The organism is Paenibacillus sp. HGH0039, from assembly GCF_000411255.1.
Taxonomy (GTDB): Bacteria; Bacillota; Bacilli; order Paenibacillales; family NBRC-103111; genus Paenibacillus_F.
This window is the reverse complement of sequence record NZ_KE150412.1, coordinates 2905598-2931850: the sequence shown is the minus strand read 5'-3', so window position 1 is coordinate 2931850 and position 26253 is coordinate 2905598. Positions and strand designations below refer to the sequence as shown.

The window sequence follows — 26253 nt, the reverse complement described above, 5'->3', positions numbered from 1 at the left end:
GATTATCGTGCAGATCAGTAAGGCTAAGCCAGTCTCTCCCCGTTGACTTTGACGCCATCCAGTATCGTATTTCCCCAAACTGGAAGCAAGTCGGTCTCTCCCGTAAAACGGCTTCCGGCTAACGAGCCGTTATGAAAAACAGCCCCTTCAAAGCTGCATTCCTCAAACCGGCAATACATAAACATAGCGCCGCGAAAATTAACATCGGAAAAACGGCATCGTATGAACGATACGTCGTTTGCTATGGCTTTGCTTAAATTACTTCCCGTAAAGTCGCAATCCTCAAATCGTTCGCTGATCCTGGCATTATTAAGCTTGGCTCCCCGAAACGAGCAGCGGCTGAATTCACGTGTCACATACCGGCTGTCCAGTTTTATCATGTTAAAGCCGCAATTCGTAAATGTTGAGGTGTTTAAACTTGCAGCTTCCGCGAAACGGGCATAAGACAGATCGACTCCCTGTACGGTCAGGTACTGAATCGTCTCTGTCAATTCGACTCCCCGAAAATCCTCTAACCCGGCAGCTGTCTGCCCGAAAGGGGAGGAAGGGAAAAGGCGTTCCTTTTTATGCAGGTTTGATTTGCCTGTAACAGCGGCCAATGCCCGGTTCGCTTCAGCGATTTGAGCGTCGTTCCATCTTGCAATGAATTGCTTTTTGCTCAAATTGACAACCTCCTCGTTTCACCGGTGAAGTGCGGCTTCGTAAGAATCTCTTTTTTATAAGTTCAGTTAATAGTAACATAAGGAGAAGCCTTGAGAACATGTGGGGAAAATAAAGGGTTCTGATCACTAGTATTGCATAGGGCGGCCGTTCTAACAGAAGAGCAATGTGTATAAAAAAGGGACTTATTGAAGTAAGTTATAGGTAGAGATCATTAAATGACTTTCAGAGAGCAGGATCGATTAAATGACAAAGAATAAACAACGTTACCGCTTCAGTGAAGCGCCTATATGGAATATCCAGCGAAAATATTATGAAGAAGCGGGAACGAAGGCTTGGAACAACGACCAAGTCCCTCAATATATAACGAGCAATCCGATGATCGCCGCTGCCTATGCGGAAATGATTTTCGGGTTTCTTCAAGACCGGGCGAATAAGGAATCTGGTTCCGAGCCTGTTTTGATTGTGGAGCTTGGAGCTGGAGCGGGACGTTTTGCTTACCATGTGCTGCATGAGTTGTGTCAGTTGAGAGACTACGCGGGGATATCGCTTCCTCCGTTCCGCTATATCATGACGGATTTGGCGATGAACAACGTTATGGCTTGGAAGGAACATCCGGCTCTACAATCTTTTATTACCGAGGGATTGCTGGATTTTGCGCAATTTGATGCTGTCCATGACACGGTACTGAACCTCGTTGTATCAGGTACAACCATTAGCGAAGGAGCTTTAAAACAACCGGTAATCATTGTGGCCAATTACTTTTTCGATGGCATTCCACAAGAGTTGATTTATGTGAGTGAGGGGCAAATTTATGAAGCGGATGTTGACGTCGAATATCCCGAAAATCAGGATTCCCTTAAACCATCGGAGTGGTTAGATCAAATCACTTTACACTATGAGCATCGACGGGCGCCTGAGTACGAACAGGATACCTATCCTTACCGTGATGTCATTTCCATTTATCAGGAACAGCTGGAAGACTCGCATATTTTATTTCCTGCCGCGGGAATAACTTGTTTACAGCGTTTGAATTCGTTATCTCAGAAGGGGTTCCTGCTCATAACAGCAGACAAAGGAGATCACTTACTGGAAAATTGGAAATTCGCGGAACCGCCGGAGTTGGTCTTACATGGAAGTTTTTCTTTAACGGCCAACTACCATGCGCTTCTACATTTCTTCGAACAAAGAGGAGCCGAGGCGTTATTTCCCCCCCACCATTATAAAAATATAAATGTCGGCTGTATCCTCCATTTGGACAAACCAATAGACTATCCCAATATGAGATTGGCTTATCGTCGATGCATCGAACGCTTTGGTCCGGATGAATTTTTTAGTATGAAGGGGTGGGTAGATCGCAATCTGGACAGAATGCGGCTGGAGCAGATCTTAAGCTTTTGGCGATTGGGCGGATATGATGCGGAATTTTTCATTCAGAGCACGAAACAGATCTCCAGTCTGTTACAGGATGCAAGCGATGAAGAAAAGCAGGATTTGTTGAGAGGCATAGAGCTGATGTGGTCCTCCTACTACGTCATGGAGCAGCGTTACGATCTGGCGCTCGATGCCGGATTGATCCTGTTTGAGATGGACATGTACGAGCACTCCAAACGATATTTGGAAATTTCGGTAGAAGAAGAGCAAGACGAGGTCGTATCAACCGTGTTTTATTGTCTGGCCATATGCTGTTTCGAGCTGGAGTTAGTTGAAGATGCCTTGGGGTACATGCGAAAATTATTAGAACTTGAGCCTGACCATGAAGAGGCATTGGCGTTGATCAGCCATTTTGATAAACCCTAATCAAGCAGCAGTAGTTGAAAAAAGTTCTGCACACGATTTGTGCTATAGCTGACTTGGGGAAAACAAAGTTGGCTATAGCAGAAAGGGGCTGTCTCCCGGTCATCTGAGATGACGGGTGGGGACAGCCCCTTTCTATATATACATAAGAGTCAATTTTGCATATGTTAGATTATGAAAATATTGGTTCCATTGATATAGGAATCGTCGATTTATCAAGAAATTTTGATGAAAAATGCTTTATTTACACATTTTTAATACGTATGTCATTGAATATGTCAGTGACATTAAGTAAGCTCATTTTAGATCACCTAAAGCGGTGACATTTACAGTAAGCAGCAAGGAACAAGGAAGACAAGTAAAGTGACGCCCAATAACCCAGGAAGGGGAAAGTCCGACACCTATGGATAAATATGCCGACAGATATACCATCAATCACGAGAGATCACTGGCCCGGGAAAACCTTAGATGAAAAATGTACAGGCGTCAAAGAAACCGAATCTGCTGTATCTGCAAATTGCCGATAAGGTCATAGAGATTATCCGGAGCCGCAGGCTTCAGCCGCATGACCCCGTTCCTTCAGAAGGAGAGCTTGCGAAGCTGTTCGGCGTAAGCCGGATGACGAGTAAGCTGGCGCTGGAACAATTGGCTGAGCAGGGTCTGGTGTACCGTTTGCCGAGAAGAGGGACCTTCCTTTCCGGAAACCAGGACGGAGTGCTTGAAAGCGGACTGCTCTCGGCAGATAAGAAAGCGCTTCCAATCGCAACAAAAGAGAAGCAGTGTAATCAGATAGCTCTCATCGTGCCCCATCTATCTGATTACACTTCAAGAATTATTGCGGCGGCCGAGATCGAAGCGCGTAAGCACGATTGCGATCTTATTCTGAAGATCAGCCAGAATAAAGAGGATGAGGATCGCTGCCTGCAGAGGCTTGTCGATGGGGGAATAAGCGGCATCATTTTATTTCCCCAGGGACGCAAGACATGCAGTGACCAAGTGCTGAGGTTGAAATTGCAGCAGTTTCCAATTGTTATTATTGACCGAATTTTTCGTGAGGTTCAGATTGATTGCGTGTATCACGATCATTACCTGGGCTCTTACCAGATGACCCGGTATTTGATCGAGAAGGGACACAGGGAAATCGGATACACGTCGAACTCGATCGATAATATCACTAGCAGGGAGGAGCGGTATCAAGGTTATATCCAGGCGCTGCTTGATCATGCGATTCCTGTCAAAAACCAATCTATTCTTTTTAAAAGCGTGCCTTGCAATCCAAGTCATATTAACGAGGGCGACCCGGAACAGGAACGGTTTATTCATGAAAATCCGCAGATGACAGCTCTTATGTGCGGGGATGATCATGTTGCCATTTCAACCTTATATACAGCTTTGCGTATGGGGATTCCTGTCCCTGACAAGCTTTCTATTGTCGGGTTCTCTGACATCCAATTATCCGCGTTAGCTCCGATTCCTCTTACAACGGTCAGACAGGATACGGAGCAGCTTGCCCAATCGGCATTTAATCTTCTTATGAAGAGGGTTAAACATTCTCTTGAGAAACAGATTACCATCAAAATTCAAACGACGATCGTAGAGAGGAAATCCGTTCTTTAGGATTGACCGAAGGAGTTTATATGAAAATTCATTTTCTGGGAACCGCGGCTGCAGAGGGCTTTCCGAATGCATTTTGCCGCTGTGAGTACTGCCTCAAAGCACGAGAGCTTGGGGGAAAAAATATTCGTACGCGAAGCTCGGCCATCATTGACGATGTAATCAAGTTCGACTACGGTCCCGATTCTTATATGCAGGCGCTTCGGGACAACATTGATTTGGGCGCAATCCAGCACCTGCTCGTCACCCATACGCACTCGGATCATTATAACGCTTATGATTTGGAATGCCGAAGAGCGGGAATTGCTCATGACCTTCCGTATCCGCTGCATATTTACGGAAACGATGCCGTGATGCATCATACGCGCGCTGCCATCGGCCGATTTGAGGGAGAGCGGTTTGCATTTCATCTCCTTCGCCCATTTGAGACGATAACGGTAGGCGATGCAAGGGTTACACCCCTGCTGGCGGACCATGACAGGATGGAAACATGCTTGTTGTACGTGATCGAAAAGGAGGGCAAAAGCCTGCTGTACGGACATGATTCGGGCTGGTTTCCGGAAGCGACGTGGGCATGGTTAAAGGGAAGAAATTTGGATGGTGCCATACTCGACTGCACGCACGGGTACACCGGGAAATCTCGTGATCGCAATCATATGTGCATCGAGACGGTGCTGGAGGCTCAGCGTGAGTTTCGGAATGAACATATTTTAAAAGAGGAAGGGCACATCATCGTCACGCACTTTAGTCATAATTCCAAACTGCTTCACGATGAATTTGAAGACATATTCAAACCCGCGGGGATCGTGGTGGCCCATGACGGAATGATCTTTCACATCTAGCCATACAGAGGCGGAACAAAGGATTCCTTCGAGTCATGCTCCGTTGCGAATTACCATGGTTTATAAAAAATCCACCTACATGAATAGGGAGTGTGACAAAGAATGTTTAAAAAAATGGTAAGCGCATCTTTACTAACGATCCTATGTCTGGCGGTAACGGCTTGCGGTGGCACCAATAACAACGGGAATGCGGATGGGACTACCCCTTCGACCAATGCGCCGTCTGCATCTGCACCGGTTAAGAATGAGAAGCTGATTGTTTATACAAATGCGAATTCGGATGGCCGCGGCGAATGGTTAGTCGAGAAAGCGAAAAGCTCCGGCTTCGAGATTGAGCTTGTCGGCGCAGGCGGTGCCAACTTAACCAACCGGTTGATTGCCGAGAAGAACAATCCGATTGCAGACGTTGTGTTCGGCTTGAACAACATGCTTTATGAAAATTTGAAGAAAGAAAATGTCCTGTCCAAGTATGTTCCGAAATGGGCCGGAGATGTAGAGCCGGGCTTAAACGACCCGGACGGCTTTTATCACGGTCTAGTGAAGCAGGCTATTCTGCTTAGCTACAATCCGAGTAAATTTACAGCCGAAACCGCACCGAAGGATTGGACGGAGCTCTACAAAAATCCAGCGTTTAAGGGCAAATATGAAGCCCCTACCCTGCTTGGACAAATTACGCCGCAGCTCGTAGTCGCGGGAATTCTGACCCGGTATCAGGATCCGAACGGTGAACTCGGCATTTCCAAGGAAGGCTGGAATGAAGTTAAGCAATTGTTTGACAACGGGGTAAGAGCGGTAGAAGGGGAAGACTTCTACGCCAATTTGGCAAGCGGAAAAACGCCCCTTGGAGCGGTGGTTTCCGGCACACTGAGCAAGAAGGAAGAACAGTATAAAGTGAAAGCAAGCATCGTAAGTCCGCAAATCGGCGTGCCTATGATTGTGGAGCATGCGGCTATTATTAACGGTACGAAGAAGAAAGCAACGGCAGAACGGTTCGTCGAGTGGATAGGGACCGCTGAAGTCCAAGGGGAATTTGCCTCTAAATTTAATTCTATGCCTGCGAATACCCAAGCTGCCGCAAAGGCTAATGAGTCCGTAAAGGCCTTATATGCCAATTTAAAAGCACAGCCTATGGACTGGGGCTTTGTTGCCGGCAACATTGGAAAATGGGTAGAGAAAATTGAATTACAGATCATGAAATAAACAAAGCGAGATGAACGACAGACTGCATATTGGGGGGCCAATATGCAGTTATTCTTTAAGAACATAAGGATAGGGGTAACTATGATAACATTTAATGAAATTCAAATTAAATTCGGTCATTTCCACGCCATCAAAAACCTCAATCTGCAAATAAAAGAAGGGGAGTTTTTTACCTTTCTCGGTCCGTCGGGGTGTGGAAAAACAACGATTCTTCGCAGCCTGGTCGGATTTATTAAACCTACGAGCGGACAAATTATGCTGAACGGCAGAGATATTACCCATGTGCCTATTGAAAAAAGAGAGATCAGCATGGTGTTCCAGAGTTATGCCCTGTTTCCGACGATGAATGTTTATGACAATCTCGCTTTTGGCATGCGTGTCAAAAAGGCTTCGAAGGCCGATATAGACCGGGAAGTGAGGGACATTGCACAGAAGGTGGATCTGAAGGAGGACCAGCTTTTTAAGAAAGTGTCGGAATTGTCCGGTGGTCAGCAGCAGCGCGTAGCTATTGCCAGAGCGCTGGTCCTAAAGCCGAGTATTCTGGCGCTGGATGAGCCTTTATCCAATTTGGACGCCAAGCTAAGGGTGCAATTGCGGAATGAGTTGAAAAATCTTCAGAAGAAGTTCGGGATCACAACGATCTATGTCACTCACGATCAAGAAGAAGCGTTAACATTGTCTGATCGCATTGCGGTCTTCAATAATGGAATCGTCGAGCAAGTCGGCAGTCCTCAAGAAGTCTACAATCAGTCCAAAACGGAATTTGTGTGTAATTTTATAGGCGATATCAATAGGATCGACCCGTTGATTATCCAAAATAGCCGGTTGAAGGATTGCATCGACGCTAACAAAATAGCCTATATCCGCAACGAAAAAGTGAGCTTACTGCCCCTGCCGAGTACAGATGCCGTACAAATAAAAGGCAAAATTGTAGATCAGGAGTTTTATGGGCTGTACAGCAAATATTTAATAGAGATTGCCGGAGGGGGACTCATAAAGACCATCGAGAAAGAAAGCGGGTTTGCTCCCAATAAAGTCGGTGACGATATTGATATTTATATCCGTATCAGCGATATTCTGCAGTACTAAGGGAAGGAGGAAGTGTGTTGAACGCAGACAAAATTAAAAAAAGGCTGGCATCCATCAATCCGACCGCATTCGTTTTTTACGCTCTGATAGCCTGGTTTGTCACAGCCTTTCTGATTTATCCTAACCTGAATACCTATTATGAGATCTTTTTTAAAGGCGGCAAATTTTCGTTCGAGGCGGCGGAGAAGCTTATGTCATCCGAACGTGCGATGAGAAGCTTGTATAACAGTTTTATTCTGGCCGTATCCCTTGTTTTTACGGTAAACATTGTTGGCGTTACTCTGGTTCTGATCTCGGAGTATTTTGATATCAAGGGTGCGAAAATTCTAAGGCTTGGCTATTTTACAACTCTGATCTATAGCGGCGTCGTATTAGTGTCCGGTTATAAATTCGTATACGGTGAAACGGGTTTCATGACCAAGCTGCTGGTCAATCTGTTTCCTTCCTTTGATACGACATGGTTTCACGGCTACTGGGCCGTTCTATTCGTAATGACGTTCGCCTGCACTTCCAACCACGTCCTATTTCTAAGCAATGCTGTTCGTAAAATTGATTTTCAAACCGTAGAAGCGGCAAGAAATATGGGGGCATCCACCTTTTATATCCTGTGGAGGGTTGTCCTTCCGGTCTTGAAGCCTACGATGTTTGCGCTGACCATTCTGATCTTTCTGACGGGTCTCGCTGCAACATCCGCTCCTCTGATCTTAGGCGGAGTAGAGTTTCAAACGATCACACCGATGATTTTAACCTTCTCGAACAGCTCGTCCTCCAAAGATCTAGCTGCGCTGCTGGCGCTCATTCTCGGTCTGGCTACTTTAATTCTGCTGACCCTTATGATCAGATTTGAACGAAAAGGCAACTTCATGTCCGTTTCCAAAGTGAAGTCGGAGCTGGTTAAGCAAAAGATCAACAATAAGTTCGGAAATATTGCCGCCCATATTCTGGCGTACTTCCTGTTTCTCCTTTATATCATTCCGGTCGTTCTTATTATTGTCTTTTCGTTTACGGATGCACACAGCATATCTACGGCAACGCTGAGTTCTCACAGCTTCTCCTTAAGCAATTATATGAACGTGTTCTCCAACATGTCCGCGTTCAAGCCTTACCTTGTAAGCATTGTGTATGCCGCTGCAGCATCGGTAACCGTTGTGGCCCTGGCTTTGGCGGCATCGCGGATTTTGCATAAGTTCAAGAACAAGTGGACGATGGCCCTGGAGTATGCGCTTCTGATCCCGTGGATGCTGCCGTCGACATTAATCGCAATCGGGCTCATCGTAACTTTTAACACGCCGAGATTGATTATCGGGAATTCGATATTAGTGGGATCGGTCTGGATGCTATTTATTGCCTATGTTATCGTGCACATACCATTCACTCTCCGGATGGTAAAAGCGTCCTTCTTCAGCCTGGACAGTAACCTTGAGGATGCGGCGAAAAACTTGGGCGCCAAGTCTTTTTATACATTCACTAAAGTGTTGTTACCCATTATACTCCCGTCAACGCTAGCCATTCTTGCTTTGAATTTCAATGGTATTTTGGCGGATTACGATCTTACCGTATTCCTCTATCATCCTTTGTATCAGCCTCTTGGTATCGTCATTAAGAACAGTACGGATGCACAAGCTTTGGCTGACACGAAAGCGTTAACCTTGGTATATTCCGTCATATTGATGATCATGTCCGCTATTACGTTATACTTTGTTTATGGAAGGAAAAGTAAGGCGTGAAAGGCCGCTTGATAAAGAAGATCTAGAATATGGGAACCCCCTGCCTTAGCAAGGGGTTCTAGTTAATATCATGCCGCTACAGACAGAGGGGGAATCGTACCATACATAACGGCGAAAATAATGTTCCGGGGAAAACAGGAAGACATGGGGAGTTGTGGAATAGGTAGTATCAGACTATTAGATGTGAGGATTGCCAAACAGATAGCGTATCACAAGTCTACATTTGGCGGTGAGATAAATGGATCGATTGAAGCACAGCGGATTTTATAAACTTAAATTCTTTGTAACACCTGAGGAATTTAAGGGTGTCTGGGAACTCTTTGAGCCCAAACATGCACAATTCCATCTTACTAATCATGCCCGGACAAAACATGATCAACATCAGGTGGTCGAGGCTTATACAACGTTTTATCAGTATTTTACAGCACAAGAAAAGCCGAATTACTATCCTTTCTTCGTATACTCTATTTCTTTTGCCGCGGGCAATGAAAGCTCCGGATTCTTTGTAAGAAATGAAGGGATCAGCTTTCCCTATCACGGACAGTGGGCAGAAGATGAATTACCGTATGTCATGCTATCCCTTCCCAAAGGCTTTCAAATTAATTTAGAGGATGAAAAAGGAAAATATTATATATACGAGGATATCCGGGAACATCAGCCATTAACTTATGCATTTTTTGATGAAATAGCGAACGACATGAAAAAAATCACAAAGCCGCTTCGTTTCTCGGCCTACGCGGCAGATGCTTTGCAAGAGCAGAAACCGCCTGTTCGTATAAGCGCAAATGCGGCGAATGATATGATGAACTCTTGGATGTTCAAGAAATATAAGCTCGTTATGAAGGGCAAGCAGTAGACATCTTCCATGAAAGCCTTTCTAAAAAAAGCCGCGCTACGCGGCTTTGAATAGGATGCCGTCGGCCGTTTTAAGCGTCGGCATCCGGCGTTTATTTTCCGGCATTTACAGCCGCTCCGACAAAATCCGGATCACATTTTCCATATGTTTAGTCCAGTCCGAATCTCCATCCCTCAGTTCATACAGTTCGCGATCTCCGCCTTTATTATCGAGCACCTGCCGAACCAATTGCTTCAACTCGCTCAGATCCTCTGTCTCCCAGACAATTTCCGCCAGTCTTCTCAGCTTTAGGCTTATGACGTTGTCATTGGCAAGGTCCGAACGATTTCTGCATGGCAGACATCTCGCTTCCTTCCCTGATATAGGCAGCTCCTTTTTACTGTACTTTTACCTTCTCTTTGGTATTCTAAAGTTAAGATTCTGTGCTCGGCGGTGAAACGGGATGAATATTCTGCTTGCTGAAGATGATAAAAAACTGGGGAAATTGGTCAAGTATGTGCTGGAGAAGAAAGGCGGCTATCATGTCGATTGGGTAGAAAACGGCGAAGATGCGCTCGATTATGCCAGAGCGTCCTTCTATGATGTGCTGATTCTGGATTGGATGATGCCACGTACGGATGGTATCGAAGTTTGCAAGGGCTTACGCGCTGCGAATTACGGCCAGGCCATCGTCCTGTTAACGGCCAAAGACGCCTTACAGGATAAAATACTGGGATTAGACGCCGGGGCCGATGATTATCTGACAAAGCCGTTTGAGATGGACGAGCTGTTGGCCCGTCTTCGTACGCTCACTCGGAGAAATTTTGCCCCGATTCAAGCAAATATTGTAGCGTTCGGGGTGTTTACGTTAAACCGGACGTCCCGCCGATTATTCAAAAGCGGGGATGAGATATTCCTCAGCCAAAGGGAATACCAGCTGCTCGATTTGTTCCTTCAGAATATCGGCCATGTGCTTACGAGGGAAGTCATTCTGGATCGCGTATGGGGAATAGGCAGTGAAGTATCTTACAAAAATGTGGACGTCACGGTTAAAATGCTCCGGGACAAATTAGAGGCTGCGCAAGAAGAGCCGATGATCCACAGCGTCAGAGGGGTAGGCTACCGGTTTGAAAGATAAACGCATGAAAAAGGCAGACTTGTTTGTTCAAACGCAAAAGAAGCTGACCTTCACCTATACTTGGCTGATCCTTCTTTTCTTGGTGCTGTTTTCTTTCATTGTTGCTGTGTTCTTTCTGGGTATGGCGTACCGGGAGCAGCGCCAAACTCTTCTGTCATCCATGTACGCGACGGAGAATGGAAGGGTGGCGGTTCCCGACTTGTCCGACTCGCGCGGTGAAGATCTGTATTTTTTCTACGTCTTGGATGGACGCGGGAAGGTGCTGGCGGGCAGCGAAGCTTTCCCGCAGAACGGAAGCGCCAATCTGGAGAAGATCGGCCGCTGGCAGCCGCATCGGGACGAATTCCGTTTGGAGTGGATCCCGGCGTCCGATGACCGCCATGATGCTCGGAAATCCAGGGAAAGGGACCGGCTGCTTTTTGTAGGCGCGCGTCCGCTGATGGCGGATGACGGAAGATCAGGCGCCATCTATGCGGCGAAAGATGTGACCTTTTACTTCGAGGTGTCTAAAAACCTTCTCCTGGTGTTTCTGATCATCCTCGTCCTTTTTATTATCGTTGCCATGCGGTTAAGCTATTCCATGTCCAAGAAAGCGATGATTCCGATTCAGCAGGCATATAGGCAGCAGCAGCAGTTTTTGGCCGATGCCTCGCATGAGCTCAGGACTCCCCTGAGTATTATGAATACGTCTTTGGATGTCATCGAGCTGGAGAACGGGGAAGACTTTACTTCCTATACCCAAGAAGTCGTGTCGGATATGAAGGAAGAAGTCGGACGGATGAGCCGAATGGTCCAGCATCTGCTGTTGTTGGCACGCTCCGACTCCGGCTCGGTTGAATTTGAGATGGTTTCTTCCGACTTGGTGCCGAAAGTCCGCCAATGGATGCTTGCTTTTGAAGCCGTCGCACATCAGAAACAGATCGAGCTTAAGGCCGAGCTGCCTGAACGGTTGACGGTTACCGGAGATGTCGAGCGCGTCAAGCAGCTGGTGTACATCCTCCTGGACAACGCCATCAAGTACACGCCGGAGAACGGAACGGTTGACGTTGCCATGGGAAGCCATTCTAAACACTGGTATCTATCCGTTCGGGATACGGGTGTCGGAATTCCGGAAGAAGAACACCAGCGGATTTTCGACCGGTTTTATCGGGCGGAAAAGCATCGTTCGCGGGAGGAAGGAAGCGCCGGGCTTGGTTTATCGATTGCGAAGTGGATAGCCGAATCGCACCGCGGATCAATCGAAGTGGAGAGCACGGCCGGTGGAGGAAGTACCTTTGTTGTGAAGTTTCCCCTTGTATAAAATGCGATGTCCTCTTTTCAAGTAGAAAAGGGGGCATTTTTTTGTGTGCATTTACCGTACTTTTACTTTTCGGGACTATATTGATCTATGTAGAGAAGATACTCGTAACGAAAGGACGGATAAGCATGAAACCCGGTAAACCATGGATTAAGAAACTATTACTCACAGCCGGCATAATCGCCATTATTGGAGTCGGAGTGAGTTGGGCGGCAGGAATGAACAAGTCCAATTATAAGCAGGCATTTGAACATGGGAAGCAAATTGCCGAACCGTATTTTTACAAAGGCGGCGGCAAGGATTTGGCCGGACCGGCCGATCGTCACGAAAGAGGGATGCGCGGAGGGCAGCATCACCGTGGAGGAGATGCCGCGGCAGCCGTAGGCGGAACGATCCTTGCAGGCGGGCTGCTGTACTGGGTCATCCAAAGAAGGAAGAAAACAGGCGCAATGTCGGCCGCTCAGACGGCTCCCGTGATCCCGGCCACTTCCGACTTCTTGGATCAATGGGAAAAAAATCAGACCAACAAAAAGGAGACGAATTAACATGGGAATCTTGAAACGGGTAAAGGATGTATTTTTAGCGGAAACGAATGGGCTCTTGGATAAGTATGAACAACCCCTGAACATGGTCAATCAATACATTCGGGAGTTCGAACAAGAGCTTGCGAAAGGACAGAAGGCTCTAGCCAATCAATTGTTTATTGAAAAAAGGCAAGCCGCTCTGATCGCCGAGACCGAAGCAGCCATAGAAAAAAGAGAACGCCAGGCTAAGCTTGCCGTGAAGCAGGATGAGGACCATATCGCAAAGCTGGCGCTGCAGGAAAAATTGCTGCAAGAGAAAAAACTGGCCGCCTACCGTACGCAGTACGCCACGATTCAGGAGCAAACCAAAGTGTTGGAAGAAAGAATCGGCCAACTGCTTGTACAGTCGGAAGAATTCAATCACCGCCGGCTTCTGCTCGCCTCCCGGGCAAACGTCGCCAGTTCCCTCAAAGAGATCAACGGGAGTGTGGTTTCCTTCCAAACGGAGAATGTAACCAAAGGGTTTGCGCGTGTGGAAGAAAAAGTGCTGATGATGGAAGCGGAGGTGGAGGCGACGGCTCATTTCACCTCACCGGCCAAGCGTTCCGCGCCTCAATATTTGGATCCGAGTCTGACTGTTGATATCGAGAAAGCCTTGGAGGAATTGAAGCGGCAAGACCAGAAGTAGACGATGCTTAAATATTCATCTCCTGCTAGCTTTATAAAGTAGACATGCAGACATTTTGTTGAGATTCCGGGGCGCCCTTTACGGGGGCCCTGTTTCCCTGCTAGAACCGTTACCCTAATTCCTGCCCTAAACTACAGCGGAAACTAGAAGAACTCACAAAAAACAGCAACCAAACTCCTTAATTCTGCATAAACTGAGTTAAGGACTTGGTTTTTTTTGTTTTTATGGCTTTTGGAAGTACTTAATGGTAGATATTTTAGTGTAAAAATAATTATAATAGAGTAGATAGGGTTATAGTGGAGACAGAATCGGTTTGTTCCTAGGTGAGGCCTTGCTTTTTTTTACTATTTAAGCAGGCGTGCCTGCTCTTTTTTTATAAATATAGAGGATAAGGAAGGTTATCATGAAAACAGACGTTATCTTAATCGGTGCCGGGGTCATGAGCGCGACTTTGGGATCGTTACTGAAAGAGCTAGTGCCGGAATGGGAAATCAAAGTGTTCGAAAAACTCGCAAAGGCAGGAGAAGAAAGCTCTAACGAATGGAACAATGCGGGTACGGGGCATTCTGCCTTGTGCGAGCTTAACTATACTTCCGAAAAACCGGACGGGTCTGTAGATATCAGCAAAGCGATACAAATTAACGAACAGTTTCAGCTTTCCAGACAGTTCTGGTCTTATCTTGTAAACAGCCAGCTGATTAGCAATCCGCAGGACTTTATTATGCCGATCCCTCATATGAGTATGGTGCAGGGGCAAGAAAATGTAACGTTTTTGAAAAAACGGTTTGAAGCGATGTCTAATAACCCCTTGTTCCAAGGGATGGAATTTTCCGATGATCCGGAGAAATTGAAGGAATGGATTCCGCTCATCATGGAAGGCCGTACCTCGAGTGAACCGATCGCGGCTACAAAAATCGACTCTGGGACGGACGTCAACTTTGGCGCTTTAACGCGCATGCTTTTTGACTACCTGCAGACCCAGAATGTGGAGATGCATTACAAACATAGCGTGGACAATATTAAACGTGCCGCCGACGGATCGTGGGAATTGAAGGTGCGCAACCTCGATAACGGCAGCGTCGAGCTCCATACGGCGAAATTCGTCTTTATCGGCGGCGGCGGCGGAAGCCTGCATTTGCTGCAAAAGTCCGGTATTCCCGAAGGAAAGCATATTGGCGGATTCCCGGTAAGCGGGCTCTTTATGGTATGCAACAATCCGGAAGTGATCGAACAGCACCATGCCAAAGTATACGGCAAAGCCAAAGTCGGAGCTCCGCCTATGTCGGTTCCGCATCTGGATACACGCTATATCGACAACAAAAAATCGCTGCTGTTCGGGCCTTTTGCCGGCTTCTCGCCTAAGTTCTTAAAAACGGGTTCCATGTTTGACTTAATCACGTCGGTGAAACCGGATAATGTCTTGACGATGTTAGCGGCCGGCGTCAAAGAGATGTCCTTGACCAAATACCTGATCCAGCAGGTCCTGTTATCGAATGAAAAGCGCGTGGAAGAATTGCGCGAGTTTATCCCGAACGCCAAAGGCGAAGACTGGGATATCGTCGTAGCGGGCCAGCGTGTGCAGGTGATCAAGGATACGGAAGCCGGCGGCAAAGGCACCCTTCAATTCGGTACGGAAGTTATTACGGCCGCTGACGGCTCGATTGCCGCGCTGCTCGGCGCTTCTCCGGGGGCTTCTACTGCCGTTCACGTGATGCTGGAGATCTTGGCAAGATGCTTCCCGCAGCATATGAAAGAGTGGGAACCGAAAATCAAAGAAATGATTCCTTCTTATGGCTTGTCACTCTTGAACAATCCCGAGCTTTTCCAAGAAATTCTCACGTCAACGGCTCAGACGCTTGGTCTGGTCGAAAAAGAACTGGTTTATAGCTGATTGCTTATAAGGAACCTTTGATCCGTTCATGGATCGAAGGTTTTTTTGCATTTGCGGCAGGAGAAATAGGAATCGGACGGACGGGCCTTTTCAAGTCGTATACGTAAGGGGGATGATAGAATCGTTCCCAAATATAGTATAATGGAGCCAGACTGCATGGAATCTAAATTGAAAAGTTGTGACACAGGGGGGAAGATGCATGTATCTGGTATCTCGGCCAAAGCCGCTGTCTGACGACAACAACCAAGCGCTTGCGAAAGCAGAGGCCGTTTCTTTTCCACCGGGCTATCTCCGGTTTTTGCGGTCCTTCGGCGAAGGGACCTATAGTGGATGGATGAATGTGCAGCTTCCGGACCCGGAGGTGCTTAAGCCTTTTGCCGAGTACGGGTTATGGGAGCATGACGCGGACAGCCCGATTACCGAGCGGCAGATCGGAGAGTGTGTCGCTATAGGCACGACGGTGGACGGCGATTTTCTGGCGATGCATCCCCGGACGGCTCAGCTGCTCTGGCTGCCTCGTCACGCGGTACAAGTGACGGCGATTCCCCTTCAGGCGCGGGAGCGGGAAGATGAAGCGACGTACGCTTCGGTGCTGGACGAAATCTATCGTCAGGTGTACGGATGCGGCCGGGAGGGAGCCGTTTATTACGAACCGTGGACGGGGTCCCGGGGCCATCTCTTTTTGCGGCTGCCGCCGGGTCAGGATCAGCTTTCGCTGCCGGATCTGGCCGGAATGTGCCGAACGGCTTTTTCGCCGGATCTGTCCATTGAAACCGACTATTCTTGTTACCTCTTCTATCAGACACTGGGCGGTTATGTGAGATTTAATTACGCCAATAAGCAAGAGGTGGCTGTCATGTATGAACAGGAGGAAATACAGGCGTTCGCCGCTATAAAGCAGTGGCTCGTATCGAAAGGATGCGAACCGTATCCGGAAAATAAATGAAATTTGCAAACCGCAGCAAAGGAGCTAGGAATGGAACTATCTTTTTATTTAGATACACATGGAACGTGTGTGAGTCAATTGAGAGATGAACTGTTGCCGTTAGAAGAAGCGGCGAAAACATGGGAATTTCCGTATGCCATCGTTGTTGTATTTCGTGTTTTACCCGAAAGTTATGAACGAAGGACATTCAGACGTTTTGATAGCGGAGACAACTTTCTGGGGTTAGACATCAGCCTAATTTATGAGCAGTATCTGCGAATGTCTAAAAACGAGCAGCGTGAGGCTTTGGGTATTTATTTCTATAACTATCTGTCGGAGTCTGTTGCTAAATATAAGAAGCATGCGGATAAGGACACTCAGAATCGCTTCTTGGCCCATGTGAAGAGTTGGATGCTGGAGAACAACTGGCTCCATGGAAAAATAAATAAAGCGCGGGAGCTTCTTGCACAGGACAGGGGACTTTATGAAGTCAGCCAAGAATTGAAAATGCCCTTAGAAGAAATCGAGTATATCTTGCTGCGTATGAATGAAAATAGGGGGATTTAAAAAGGTATGGTTGAGAAAAAAGTCACCTGGTTGGAGCTTTTTTATGATCTTCTTTTTGTCGCGGCAGTCTCAAAAGCCACTCATGTCTTATTGCATGCAGATCACGGAGTCATTCCCATTGAGTATTTAGTTAAATTTGTACTGATTTTTATCCCGATCTGGTGGGGATGGGTAGGACAAACCCTCTTTGTAAACAGATTCGGTCAAGATATCTTTATACATAGAATATTAAGCATCCTCCAGCTCTTTTTTATTTTAATTATGACAGCGAGCTTATCTCCTGATTTTGATCAATACTATATTCCCTTCTTTATAGGATATATAGGTTCGAGAGCGCTGACTGCCATTCAATATCTGTTGGTGCATAAGTCCAAAGCCGCTCATCAACAATCGACCGCTTCTTATTTGGGGACCCACTTTGTGATCGGAATATTGATATCCGCTTGTTCACTCTTCTTTGACTCGTGGATCCGGTATGCCGTTCTGTATATGGGAATTGCCGTCGATATTGTACTTCCCCTAATCGGGCGAAAACACCTGGTAAAAACACCTATACATACCCCTCACTTATTTGAACGGTTTGCCTTATTTACGCTCATTCTATTAGGCGAATCCGTGGTCAGTATTCTGGCCGTGCTGCAGTTCAGCAGCTGGGATCTGTCATCCGTTTTGTTTGTCGCGTTTACAAGCGCGTTAGTGATCGCCATATGGTGGCAGTACTTTGATAATGTTGAAACCAAAGTGAGTAAGGAAATACAAACGGCCGGCCAAACGATTATTTATGGACACTTATTCATTTATTTGTCCATGAGCATGATCGCCGCTGCCATCCAGTTATTATATCAAGAGAAGCTAAATTATTCTTTCATGTTGGTATTTGTATTCGGGTCCGTTCTTCTTTATTTTTTCTCCACCTCTTTGGTGTTCCACCTGTACAGACCCAAACATCTGCGTTTGAGGCCCAATCATTTGGCCGTATTATTGGGAATATTGGGCTGCTGTATGGCATTTGACTTGATTTATCAAGTACCTAATTATGCGATCGTCGGGGAGATTATGGTCTTCTTTATCGCTTATGCGAAACTGACAACTTGATTTATGGAACTATCAGGAATCCCCAAAAAGGTAAACCATCCCGGAATAGTTAAATTCGCGGGATGGTTTTGTTTTTACAGCAGAGATCAACTTTCTTGCGCGTGTAGTGCACCCAGGCTCTCCCGACTGCATTTAATGAAGGCTGCTCATAGAACCTGTTTCTTTTCCGTGGCAAAATAAAGCAGGGCAACGATCGGGAAAGCTATTCCGATCCATAACGCGGCACTCCAGCCCCCCGTGGCGTATAACCACCCCCCGATTGCGGATCCGATGGCACCGCCAAAAAAGAAAATAGCCATAAAAAGCATTTGAAGGAATCCGTTCTACCTGAGTCGTATTATCGCGGAATTTCGCCCGGCACGCTCGTCGATCCATAGACCGGCATGCGGCTATCCCTTTGGACCGAATATAAGAGCAACATTTCAAAATTTATCCTGTGCTATATTCTTCTTGAATTCGGACAAGGAGATGAGAGCATGAGGAAACTAGAAGGTAAAGTCGCTTTGGTAACCGGAGCAAGCAGGGGAATCGGCCGCGGCATCGCACTGCGTCTGGCCCAAGAGGGCGCGTTCGTCGCCGTGCACTATGGACAAAGACGGAACGAAGCGGAGGCGGTGGTTCAGCAGATCGGCCAAAGCGGAGGGAATGCGTGCGCAATCGGTGCCGACCTGAGCACTCTCGGGGGCATCGAGCACTTATTTGTGGCGCTGGATGAGGCGATCCGGGAACATACGGGCGGCAACGGGTTCGATATTCTGGTCAATAATGCCGGGATCGGTCAAATTCTCGGCCTGGAAGAGACGACGGAAGAGTCTTTTGACGAAGTGATGAAGATTAACGTCAAAGCTCCGCTTTTTGTTACCCAGCATGCTTTGCCGCGTATGAAAGACAACGGGCGCATTATTAACGTTTCTTCCTTCGTAACGCGCGTAGCCTCTCCAAGTGTGTTTACCTACAGCATGTCGAAGGGGGCTATCGACACCTTTACCCTTCTTCTGGCCAAACAGTTGGGGAGCCGTAAGATTACGGTAAACGCCATTCAGCCGGGCATCATTAACACGGAGATGAATGCCGGAACGCTGCAGGATCCGAACGGGCAAAAAAATGCGGCCGGCCTTTCCGTCTTCGACAGATGGGGAGAACCCGACGACATAGCGGATGTGGCCGCTTTTCTCGCTTCGCCGGACAGCCGCTGGGTTACCGGCCAGTTGATCGACGCAAGCGGCGGATCGCACCTGTAGTAAAGTATCCCGGTTAAGCTCGCCTTTCGGCTGCTCCCGGACAAAGGGGATAGCGGGTCCGCCGATCCCGAGCAACTGCTCGTACGCTTTGTAGTCGGTTTTCCGGAAGCTATAAAGGCTGCCCTCGCCGCTGAAGGCGTACGCAGCAGGCGATTCCAACGGATAAGCCTCTTCCTTCCCGGACTAATGGCCGCAACCGTGCCCCTGGCAGAGTCCCTGTTGTTTTTTGCCAAGTGCTTTTCTATATTTAACATAAGACTTTGGGTAGGAGGGTAACGGATGATCCAACTGAAAGATATCGGGAAATTCGAGAAGCTGCCGGAAATCGCGCTGCACATTTACCAAGGAAATATCCCGGCTTTGCGGGAGGCCATTGCGGCAGGCTGGGATATCGAAGAGGGCATCGAACTGAGCAAGTATACCACGCTGAGTCCGCTCGACTTGGCGCTTATATCGGAGAGACTGGACGTTGTAAAGCTGCTGGTTGAGAACGGCGTCAACCTGAATGTCCCTCATAATCCGGCCTTTCTGCGGGCTGTCCGCTATTGCAAGGAAGACATCGTCCGCTACATTGCAGGGCAAGGCGCTAAGCCGGACAAGCTAAATCATATCAAGTCAGGTGCATATTCACAGGCCTATTATGGAAATAAAAACAATATTCCGCTCCTCCATGAGCTGGGATTGGATCTAAAGAAGCACGGCAGCGCCGTATTGCGCCAGGCCGTGTCGGACCATGATCATAAGACACTCGCGTATTTACTCGATCATGGGGCGGACATTAATTACAATAAGCCGGACCAAGTTTATCCTTATCAAGCGACTCCTTTAACCGTTGCGACGAGAATGGGCAATGCGGCGATGGTCAAGTATTTGATTGAACGCGGCGCGGACGTTACGATAACGGAAAAGGACGGCGACCGGGCGTATACGATTGCGGTCGGAAATAAGAATGCCGCTTTGGCCGACTATTTGAAATCCCTGGAGCCGGCAGAGCTTCATGATAGAGAGAACAAGAAATATGAGCTGACAAAGTATAAGCTGACCGATGAACTGGTCACCTTTCTAACCGGGGATAAGCTGCGTCTGGAGTTGGCGCCAAATGATTATAAAATCGGGTATATCGACTTTTTCACCTTAACCGATACGATTGAGATGAAAGCCGGCCGGCAAAAGCTGCTTCGTCTGTCGGCCGACATCGACAACTACTCGGATCTGCAGCTTGTGTGGAATCCGAAGAAAAAAGGCCTGATAGGCTGTTATGACGTGGAGCATCAGGAGTATGCGGATTTATGCGGCTTTACAGAATTCCTCGCGCAGCCTGAAACCTACCTCATCAAATTTCTTGAGGGAGAGCTGCAATAATGGACCGCTATTTGTCACACATGCAGGGGAGCATGTGTATGTAGGGAGCTATTTTTGTGCCATGCTCGCGGACATTATCCGCCGGAAAACCTCACCAATCAAGCGACTGACGCGCCCTGCGGACGTCGCTTTTTTTATATCCGAATAGCGCTCGCGTTGTTTATCTTTTCCAAAGTCGTAATACTTTCGCCCTGTTGGCATGCCGGGAAGTATGGGAAGATGGATTCAACAAAGGTTTGGAGTCACGGACTGTGAACCTTGAACTTCAGGCTATTGCGATCCTTCCTTCTACTTCATTGGGCGAATTAGGGTCGCAGCTTTCCTGAAGGATTTCTATACGCGAGAGGAGGCGTCCAGGCTATCATATTCCTTCCTTCTAAGGATTCTTCCAAGACAGTAGGGATATGGCTTTCCTGGACTCTTTTTTATGAACATAAACACGATTTATTTACGCAGAGCGGGCAAAGTGATTGTGGAGCAGGGAGAAGGCGAGGACCGTCTTTCTAAGGCTTATCTGGCTGCTGCCTTGAAAAATATCGAAGCTCTTGGATTTACGTTCTCCCATCGCTTGATACGTGCCGTGTGTACCTTATCCAAGGAGCAATTTGAAGCGTTCTATCGTGAGCTGATCGGCGATCTGAAACGGCTGGTCGGCGCCCATGTGGAGTATAAGCCGATGTATCCCGGCTTTCCGGCGCAGGTGATGGAAGGGCATGATGCGGAGCTTTATTTGAATGCCGTTTATCATTATCTAACGCTGGATTTGCCTGAGTATGAGACGGCGCAAAGACTTCCGCTGCGGGATGCGGCAGACCTGAAAGTAATTGATCTTGGCAGCAAAGCGGAGTTTCATGTCAGGATAAGCCGGCTGATTCAAGCCAAGACATCCATCTCCGAGACGGACAAGGAAGATATTGACGCGGCTGTTGAGTACGCGGACCCGGATGAACTGGACGCGATTCTTCCGTCCGAGATCCCTTTCAAGGAGAATGCGGCCTTCGTGGCGGCTTCCTTATTAAAGCATGATAAAGCCGGCTTGGAGCGGGTCGGGCGATACTTTAAAACCGCAACGGATATCCTTCGTCTGGCCGCAGCCTGGTCGGATGGCGATGTCAGTCTCGCCGAGCCCGCGCGTTTCCGCAAATTTAAGCGCAGCGAGAGACGGCTGCTGCTAGGATTGCTGGAACGCTGTCACTCCATTACGGAGGATATGCTGAGATACAAGGATCGCTGGATCCGGCTGGGAGAAATCCTGCATCCCTCCGAGTACAAGAACCGTTTTACACGTTGTCAGGAGGCTTTCGGAATATTACGCAACAATAAGCCCTTTACGACCTTCGGCGGAAGCGTGGAACTTGCATTCCAGTTTCAGCAAGTCTGGACTTTGATCGATCTGTTGATGCAGCGCCCGGGTGAATTTGCAAGAAGGCTGGATCAACTGCTGCGGTCCACCGAACACACGGAGTATGTCGTGCTGGCATTCGGCGAAGTGGCGGATCAGGTATCGACGCCTGTGCTGCTGCAGGTGAAGAATCATTTTGCCCGCCGCCATGAGCGTCCCGAGCTGCGCGTCTTCTTCCCGAAAGGCAATGCGGCCAAAGCGTTTGCGATTCCCCATACGCTCCCGGAAATCAACGAAACGGCATGCCGAGACATCGTGGAGGTATGCGAGAAGACGTTGGTTCAGCGATTTTCCGATCTGCCTCCCTTGGGGAAGACCCATGTCGATAAACGTTTGAAGGACTATCATGTCCCGTTTTCCCAACGATCCGCAAGCAAAGCGCTGCGTACGCTTGTACGGGGAAGCCGTGTGCCGATGACGAAGGGGGACACGATCCGTTTCTTCAGTTGGTGGAAAGAAGGAACCGTTGACGGTAAGCCTACGGGCCGGGTGGATATTGACTTGTCGGCAGTCATGTATGACCGCGACTGGCAGTACGTGGAGCATATTTCTTACACGAATCTGCGATCCTCCAAGTACCAAGCCGTCCACAGCGGAGATATCGTGTCGGCTCCTCAAGGAGCCTGCGAGTTCATTGATCTGCACATTCCTTCTATCGTTGATTACGGCGGGCGTTATATTGTGGCTTCCCTTCATTCCTTTACGGAACAGCCGTATTGCGATCTGCCGGAGTGCTTCGCAGGCTGGATGATGCGCAAGAAACCCGGGTCCGGGGAAATATTCGAGCCTTCGACGGTGGTCAACAAAATCGATGTCACCGCCGATACGCGGATTGCCATTCCCGTCATCCTGGATTTGGTGGAACGTGCGGTCATCTGGACGGATCTGTCCCTAACGAGAGATCCTCAATACTTTAACAATGTGGAGGGAAATCAGAAGGGAATGGTGTTGATAGGCAAAGCCATGACAACTTTGCGGAAGCCGGATCTGTACGATTTATTCACCCTCCATGCGAAAGCAAGAGGGGAAGCAGTGGATACTGCGGACCAGGCAGAGGCACTATTTTCGGTGGATAGCGGGGTCACTCCATACGATATCGAGCAGATAATGGCGGAATATATGGGTTGAGCCGGAGCGCTAACGCCGGGAAGCCACATGATGGATTAGAAAAAGGATAGACTTAACTTATTAGCCTTATAATCAGGGATGTAAAAGGGGAGCAAGCGCTCCTCTTTTTGCGTTATCTTGAATTTTTAATGAACTTTTCCATTGTTCTCCGTTGCAGGCGGGAAAATATTTTGTTACTATTTAGACATATAATATTTCGATATCTAAATATTATATCGCGCGCATATCATGATTGTTCCTCCAGGAAAGGAGCCTGGCGAGCATCGGGAGAATGAACGGCATGATAGGCTTCGCCATTTGTGAGAATGGCATAAGGCAACATCATCTTATGTTGGAACGGATATTAGAAACGGGGAGCGAAGAAACTTTATGAGCCAAAACAAGAGGAAAATTCACTATGCTTGGTGGATTTTGCTGGGGCTTTGTATGATGGTCGGCTTGGGCAAAGGCAGTTTAAATAACTCCGCGGGTCTATTCTTAAAGCAAGTTTCCAATGATCTCGGAGTCGGAATGGGGAGCTTGTCTTTATATTTCAGCGTCTCCGCTATTATTACCATGTTCTTTTTGCCGATTGGCGGGAAATTAATGGCGAAGTACGATACCCGGCTCATTTTGAGTGCCGCAATCATTTTGCAGGCCGGAGCATTTGCCATGTTCGGTTTAATGAATTCGGTATGGGGCTGGTACATCCTTGCTGTTCCGCTCGCGGTTGGCGGAGTCTTTATTACCGTTATAGCAGGCCCGGTATTAATTAACCAATGGTTTAAAAAGAGTAAGGGACTGGCGCTCGGAATCATGGGAGCCGCGGGTGGAGCAATCGGCGCCATTTCCCAGCCGATTGTCGGCAATCTGATCGCTAACCAGGGCTGGAGGACCTCCTATATCATCGTCGGGATTGCGGTCATCGTTCTCGTTGTTCCCATTGTGCTCTTACTGATAAGGAAGTCACCTCTCGAAAAGAAAACGCTTCCTTATGGAGCGGAAGCCGCGGGTAACACGAGCGCCGGTGCAGGCGCAGGGGCGGAAAACAAAGGAGTGACGCTGGCTGCCGCCAAAAAATCGTCGGCCTTTTATGCACTGCTTACGTTTTTCTTCCTGATCACGTCGGTGGCAAGCTTCTCGGTACACATTCCATCGTATCTGATGAACAAAGGATTCGATGTATCCTTCGCGGGTAATGTGATGGCGACCAACATGATCGGCGTGCTGATCGGCTCCCTGGTCATCGGATTTGCCAGCGATAAAATCGGCACCAGGAATACCGCGATGCTGGCCATGATTCTGGGCGTGCTGGCCATCGGGCTGTTGTTATTCGCGGCTTCCAGCACGCTTGTCATCTCGCTGGCTGTGGGACTCTTCGGTCTTGTCTCCGCCTCTATCGGAACATTGGGGCCTGCTCTTACATCAAGCTTGTTCGGGAACAAGGAGTACAGCCAGATCTATTCTAATGCCTCCCTGGGCCTCGCGATCTCTTCGATCATCGCTCTGCCTGCTTACGGGTTTGTGTTCGATTTTACGGGAAGCTACACTCCTGTTTTGTATGCCATCGGCATCATGCTGATCCTTAACATCGTTTGCATAAGCATTGCTTTTGGCGGGAAGAAGAAACTGGAGCAGGCGGGCTTGTGGAATTAATCAGCCAGTGAATTCATCATCCGGAGAAATGAGGGACCTACACATGAAATTACAAGGCAAAGTCGCCATCATCACAGGCAGCGCTTCGGGAATCGGCCGCGGTATTGCGCTTGCGATGGCTAAAGAAGGCGCACATGTCGCCATTGTCGACGTGAACGAGCAGAAGGGGCAAGAAACCCTTGCGGAAGTCAATCAATACACGGAAGGATGCCTGTTTATCAAGGATATTTCCGTCAAAGAAAACGCCAATGCAATTGTGGAAGAAGTGGTCACAAAATTCGGCAAGCTGGACATTCTCGTGAATAATGCGCATGCTTCCAGACAGGCTTCTTTCGTAGAGACGACGCAGGAGCTATTGGATCTATCTTTCGGAACCGGCTTCTACCCGACGTTTCATTTCATGCAGGCCGCTTACCCTGAGTTGAAAAAAACGAAGGGCAAGGTCATCAACTTCGCTTCGGGCGCGGGTCTTGACGGACAAGTGACGCAAACCTCGTACGCGGCCGCCAAGGAAGCGATTCGCGCCATTTCCCGCGTTGCCGCGAACGAATGGGGTCCGGACGGCATCAACGTCAACCTGATCTCGCCGATCGCACTGACGCCGGGCGTGGAGCAATGGCGTGAGAGCGCCCCGCACCTGTACGAGGCGATGATCGAGCGTATTCCGCTTCGCCGTCTCGGCGATCCGGAGCAGGATATCGGCCGTGTCGCCCTATTCCTGGCAAGCGACGACTCGAATTATATTACCGGCCAAACCATTATGGTGGACGGCGGTTCAATCAAACTACGTTAGGAGCATGTAAAATGGGACAATTGGATAACAAAGTAGCGATCATTACCGGCGGAGCTTCCGGTATCGGCGAACGTATGGTAGATCTTTTCGCACAGGAAGGCGCCATCGTTATCGCAGCGGATATCAATGAGGAGGCGCTTGAGAGAGCCAGCCGGAAGCAGAATGTACACGGGATGAAATTGAACGTGGCTTCCGATGAAGATTGGGCGGCGCTTGCGAAGGAAGTAAACGACCGCTTCGGCAAAATCGACATCCTCGTGAACAACGCGGGCATCTCTTCGGAAAAACCTTTCCAAGAAATCGACGCGCAGGATTGGCAGAAAATGCTTTCCATTAACGGCTTCGGTCCGTTTGCCGGTATAAAGCAAGTTACTCCGTATATGGCTGAACAGAAGCAAGGCGCCATCGTAAACATTTCTTCTTATACGGCTCTGATCGGACAAGGCTTCAACCACTACTCCGCATCCAAGGGTGCGGTACGCGCTCTATCCAAAGCGGCTGCCGCGGCATTCGGCCGTCAAGGCATCCGCGTGAACGCTCTGTTCCCGGGGATCATCGAAACTCCGATGACTCAAGCTCTGAGCACTTCCAAGGATTTGTTGGGCCGCTTGATTCAAATGACGCCTCTGCAGCGCCTGGGACAACCGGACGATATTGCCAAAGCGGCCCTGTTCCTGGCTTCCGACGCTTCTTCGTATATTACAGGTTCCGAGTTAGTGATTGATGGTGGATACTCTGCGCAATAGCGTGTAAGATTATGACAGTCCTTAATTTTCATTAAGGGCTGTCGTTTCTTTTATCAA

The 26253-nt window shown here is 48.2% G+C and carries 23 protein-coding genes and 1 pseudogene; 21 read left to right on the top strand and 3 right to left on the bottom strand.

Annotated elements, in window-relative coordinates; translation table 11 throughout:
- Window positions 1–23: 23 nt before the first annotated feature.
- The gene (locus tag HMPREF1207_RS12790; RefSeq protein WP_009676025.1) at window positions 24–662 is read right to left on the bottom strand and encodes a pentapeptide repeat-containing protein; all 639 of its coding nucleotides are present in this window, start codon (window positions 660–662) and stop codon (window positions 24–26) included.
- A gap of 244 nt (window positions 663–906) precedes the next feature.
- Here HMPREF1207_RS12790 and HMPREF1207_RS12785 point away from each other — a divergent pair, with 244 nt between their 5' ends.
- From HMPREF1207_RS12785 to HMPREF1207_RS12755, 7 genes are all read left to right on the top strand, one after another.
- Complete coding sequence (locus HMPREF1207_RS12785; protein WP_009675957.1) at window positions 907–2460, top strand: SAM-dependent methyltransferase; 1554 nt, start codon at window positions 907–909, stop codon at window positions 2458–2460.
- Window positions 2461–2925: 465 nt separating this feature from the next.
- Complete coding sequence (locus HMPREF1207_RS12780) at window positions 2926–4074, top strand: GntR family transcriptional regulator (RefSeq protein WP_009676007.1); 1149 nt, start codon at window positions 2926–2928, stop codon at window positions 4072–4074.
- A 20-nt stretch (window positions 4075–4094) separates the two neighbouring features.
- Window positions 4095–4913, top strand: coding sequence for an MBL fold metallo-hydrolase (locus tag HMPREF1207_RS12775; protein ID WP_009675998.1), 819 nt, complete (start codon window positions 4095–4097; stop codon window positions 4911–4913).
- Between the two features lie 102 nt (window positions 4914–5015).
- Complete coding sequence (locus HMPREF1207_RS12770) at window positions 5016–6113, top strand: extracellular solute-binding protein (RefSeq protein ID WP_009675791.1); 1098 nt, start codon at window positions 5016–5018, stop codon at window positions 6111–6113.
- A gap of 81 nt (window positions 6114–6194) precedes the next feature.
- A complete protein-coding gene (locus HMPREF1207_RS12765; RefSeq protein ID WP_009675917.1) occupies window positions 6195–7202 on the top strand; it encodes an ABC transporter ATP-binding protein in 1008 nt (335 codons plus the stop codon).
- A 17-nt stretch (window positions 7203–7219) separates the two neighbouring features.
- A complete protein-coding gene (locus HMPREF1207_RS12760) occupies window positions 7220–8929 on the top strand; it encodes an ABC transporter permease (RefSeq protein ID WP_016423711.1) in 1710 nt (569 codons plus the stop codon).
- Window positions 8930–9167: 238 nt separating this feature from the next.
- Window positions 9168–9785 carry a hypothetical protein gene (locus tag HMPREF1207_RS12755; protein ID WP_009675987.1) on the top strand — a complete coding sequence of 206 codons (618 nt, stop codon included), beginning with the start codon at window positions 9168–9170 and terminating at the stop codon, window positions 9783–9785.
- Between the two features lie 105 nt (window positions 9786–9890).
- Here HMPREF1207_RS12755 and HMPREF1207_RS30570 read toward each other — a convergent pair whose 3' ends face one another.
- On the bottom strand, window positions 9891–10022 hold the full coding sequence (locus HMPREF1207_RS30570) for a hypothetical protein (RefSeq protein ID WP_009675960.1): 132 nt from the start codon (window positions 10020–10022) through the stop codon (window positions 9891–9893).
- Between the two features lie 205 nt (window positions 10023–10227).
- Between HMPREF1207_RS30570 and HMPREF1207_RS12750 the strand changes: the two genes are divergently transcribed.
- The 8 genes from HMPREF1207_RS12750 (at window position 10228) to HMPREF1207_RS12715 (ending at window position 17889) form a co-directional block, all read left to right on the top strand.
- The gene (locus HMPREF1207_RS12750; RefSeq protein ID WP_009675903.1) at window positions 10228–10902 is read left to right on the top strand and encodes a response regulator transcription factor; all 675 of its coding nucleotides are present in this window, start codon (window positions 10228–10230) and stop codon (window positions 10900–10902) included.
- On the top strand, window positions 10892–12202 hold the full coding sequence (locus tag HMPREF1207_RS12745; RefSeq protein WP_016423710.1) for a sensor histidine kinase: 1311 nt from the start codon (window positions 10892–10894) through the stop codon (window positions 12200–12202). Before HMPREF1207_RS12750 ends, HMPREF1207_RS12745 begins: the two co-directional genes overlap by 11 nt.
- 125 nt (window positions 12203–12327) lie before the next feature.
- A complete protein-coding gene (locus tag HMPREF1207_RS12740) occupies window positions 12328–12744 on the top strand; it encodes a hypothetical protein (protein ID WP_009675991.1) in 417 nt (138 codons plus the stop codon).
- 1 nt (window position 12745) lies between these two features.
- Window positions 12746–13411 carry a PspA/IM30 family protein gene (locus tag HMPREF1207_RS12735; RefSeq protein ID WP_009675968.1) on the top strand — a complete coding sequence of 222 codons (666 nt, stop codon included), beginning with the start codon at window positions 12746–12748 and terminating at the stop codon, window positions 13409–13411.
- A gap of 403 nt (window positions 13412–13814) precedes the next feature.
- The gene (locus tag HMPREF1207_RS12730) at window positions 13815–15302 is read left to right on the top strand and encodes a malate:quinone oxidoreductase (RefSeq protein WP_009675910.1); all 1488 of its coding nucleotides are present in this window, start codon (window positions 13815–13817) and stop codon (window positions 15300–15302) included.
- A 199-nt stretch (window positions 15303–15501) separates the two neighbouring features.
- Window positions 15502–16248 (top strand): SMI1/KNR4 family protein, encoded by a 747-nt coding sequence (locus HMPREF1207_RS12725; RefSeq protein ID WP_009675770.1) that lies wholly within the window; start codon window positions 15502–15504, stop codon window positions 16246–16248.
- A gap of 30 nt (window positions 16249–16278) precedes the next feature.
- Window positions 16279–16794: a hypothetical protein gene (locus HMPREF1207_RS12720; protein ID WP_009675817.1), complete on the top strand. Its 516-nt coding sequence runs from the start codon at window positions 16279–16281 to the stop codon at window positions 16792–16794.
- A gap of 6 nt (window positions 16795–16800) precedes the next feature.
- Complete coding sequence (locus HMPREF1207_RS12715) at window positions 16801–17889, top strand: low temperature requirement protein A (protein WP_009675866.1); 1089 nt, start codon at window positions 16801–16803, stop codon at window positions 17887–17889.
- A 146-nt stretch (window positions 17890–18035) separates the two neighbouring features.
- Here the strand turns inward: HMPREF1207_RS12715 and HMPREF1207_RS30260 are convergent.
- A pseudogene (locus tag HMPREF1207_RS30260) lies at window positions 18036–18203 on the bottom strand (MFS transporter); the annotation flags it as partial.
- 162 nt (window positions 18204–18365) lie between these two features.
- On the opposite strand from HMPREF1207_RS30260, the gene HMPREF1207_RS12710 reads away from it, so the two are divergent.
- The 6 genes from HMPREF1207_RS12710 to HMPREF1207_RS12685 all read left to right on the top strand — a co-directional run bounded on the left by HMPREF1207_RS12710 (window position 18366) and on the right by HMPREF1207_RS12685 (window position 26196).
- Window positions 18366–19130 (top strand): SDR family oxidoreductase, encoded by a 765-nt coding sequence (locus HMPREF1207_RS12710; protein ID WP_009675780.1) that lies wholly within the window; start codon window positions 18366–18368, stop codon window positions 19128–19130.
- Between the two features lie 279 nt (window positions 19131–19409).
- The gene (locus HMPREF1207_RS12705; protein ID WP_009675892.1) at window positions 19410–20492 is read left to right on the top strand and encodes an ankyrin repeat domain-containing protein; all 1083 of its coding nucleotides are present in this window, start codon (window positions 19410–19412) and stop codon (window positions 20490–20492) included.
- Between the two features lie 427 nt (window positions 20493–20919).
- A complete protein-coding gene (locus HMPREF1207_RS12700) occupies window positions 20920–23022 on the top strand; it encodes a TerD family protein (RefSeq protein WP_009675934.1) in 2103 nt (700 codons plus the stop codon).
- A 369-nt stretch (window positions 23023–23391) separates the two neighbouring features.
- Window positions 23392–24657, top strand: coding sequence for an MFS transporter (locus HMPREF1207_RS12695; protein ID WP_009675901.1), 1266 nt, complete (start codon window positions 23392–23394; stop codon window positions 24655–24657).
- Window positions 24658–24700: 43 nt separating this feature from the next.
- On the top strand, window positions 24701–25450 hold the full coding sequence (locus tag HMPREF1207_RS12690) for an SDR family NAD(P)-dependent oxidoreductase (RefSeq protein WP_009675876.1): 750 nt from the start codon (window positions 24701–24703) through the stop codon (window positions 25448–25450).
- Window positions 25451–25461: 11 nt separating this feature from the next.
- Complete coding sequence (locus HMPREF1207_RS12685) at window positions 25462–26196, top strand: SDR family NAD(P)-dependent oxidoreductase (RefSeq protein ID WP_009675949.1); 735 nt, start codon at window positions 25462–25464, stop codon at window positions 26194–26196.
- Window positions 26197–26253: the final 57 nt, after the last annotated feature.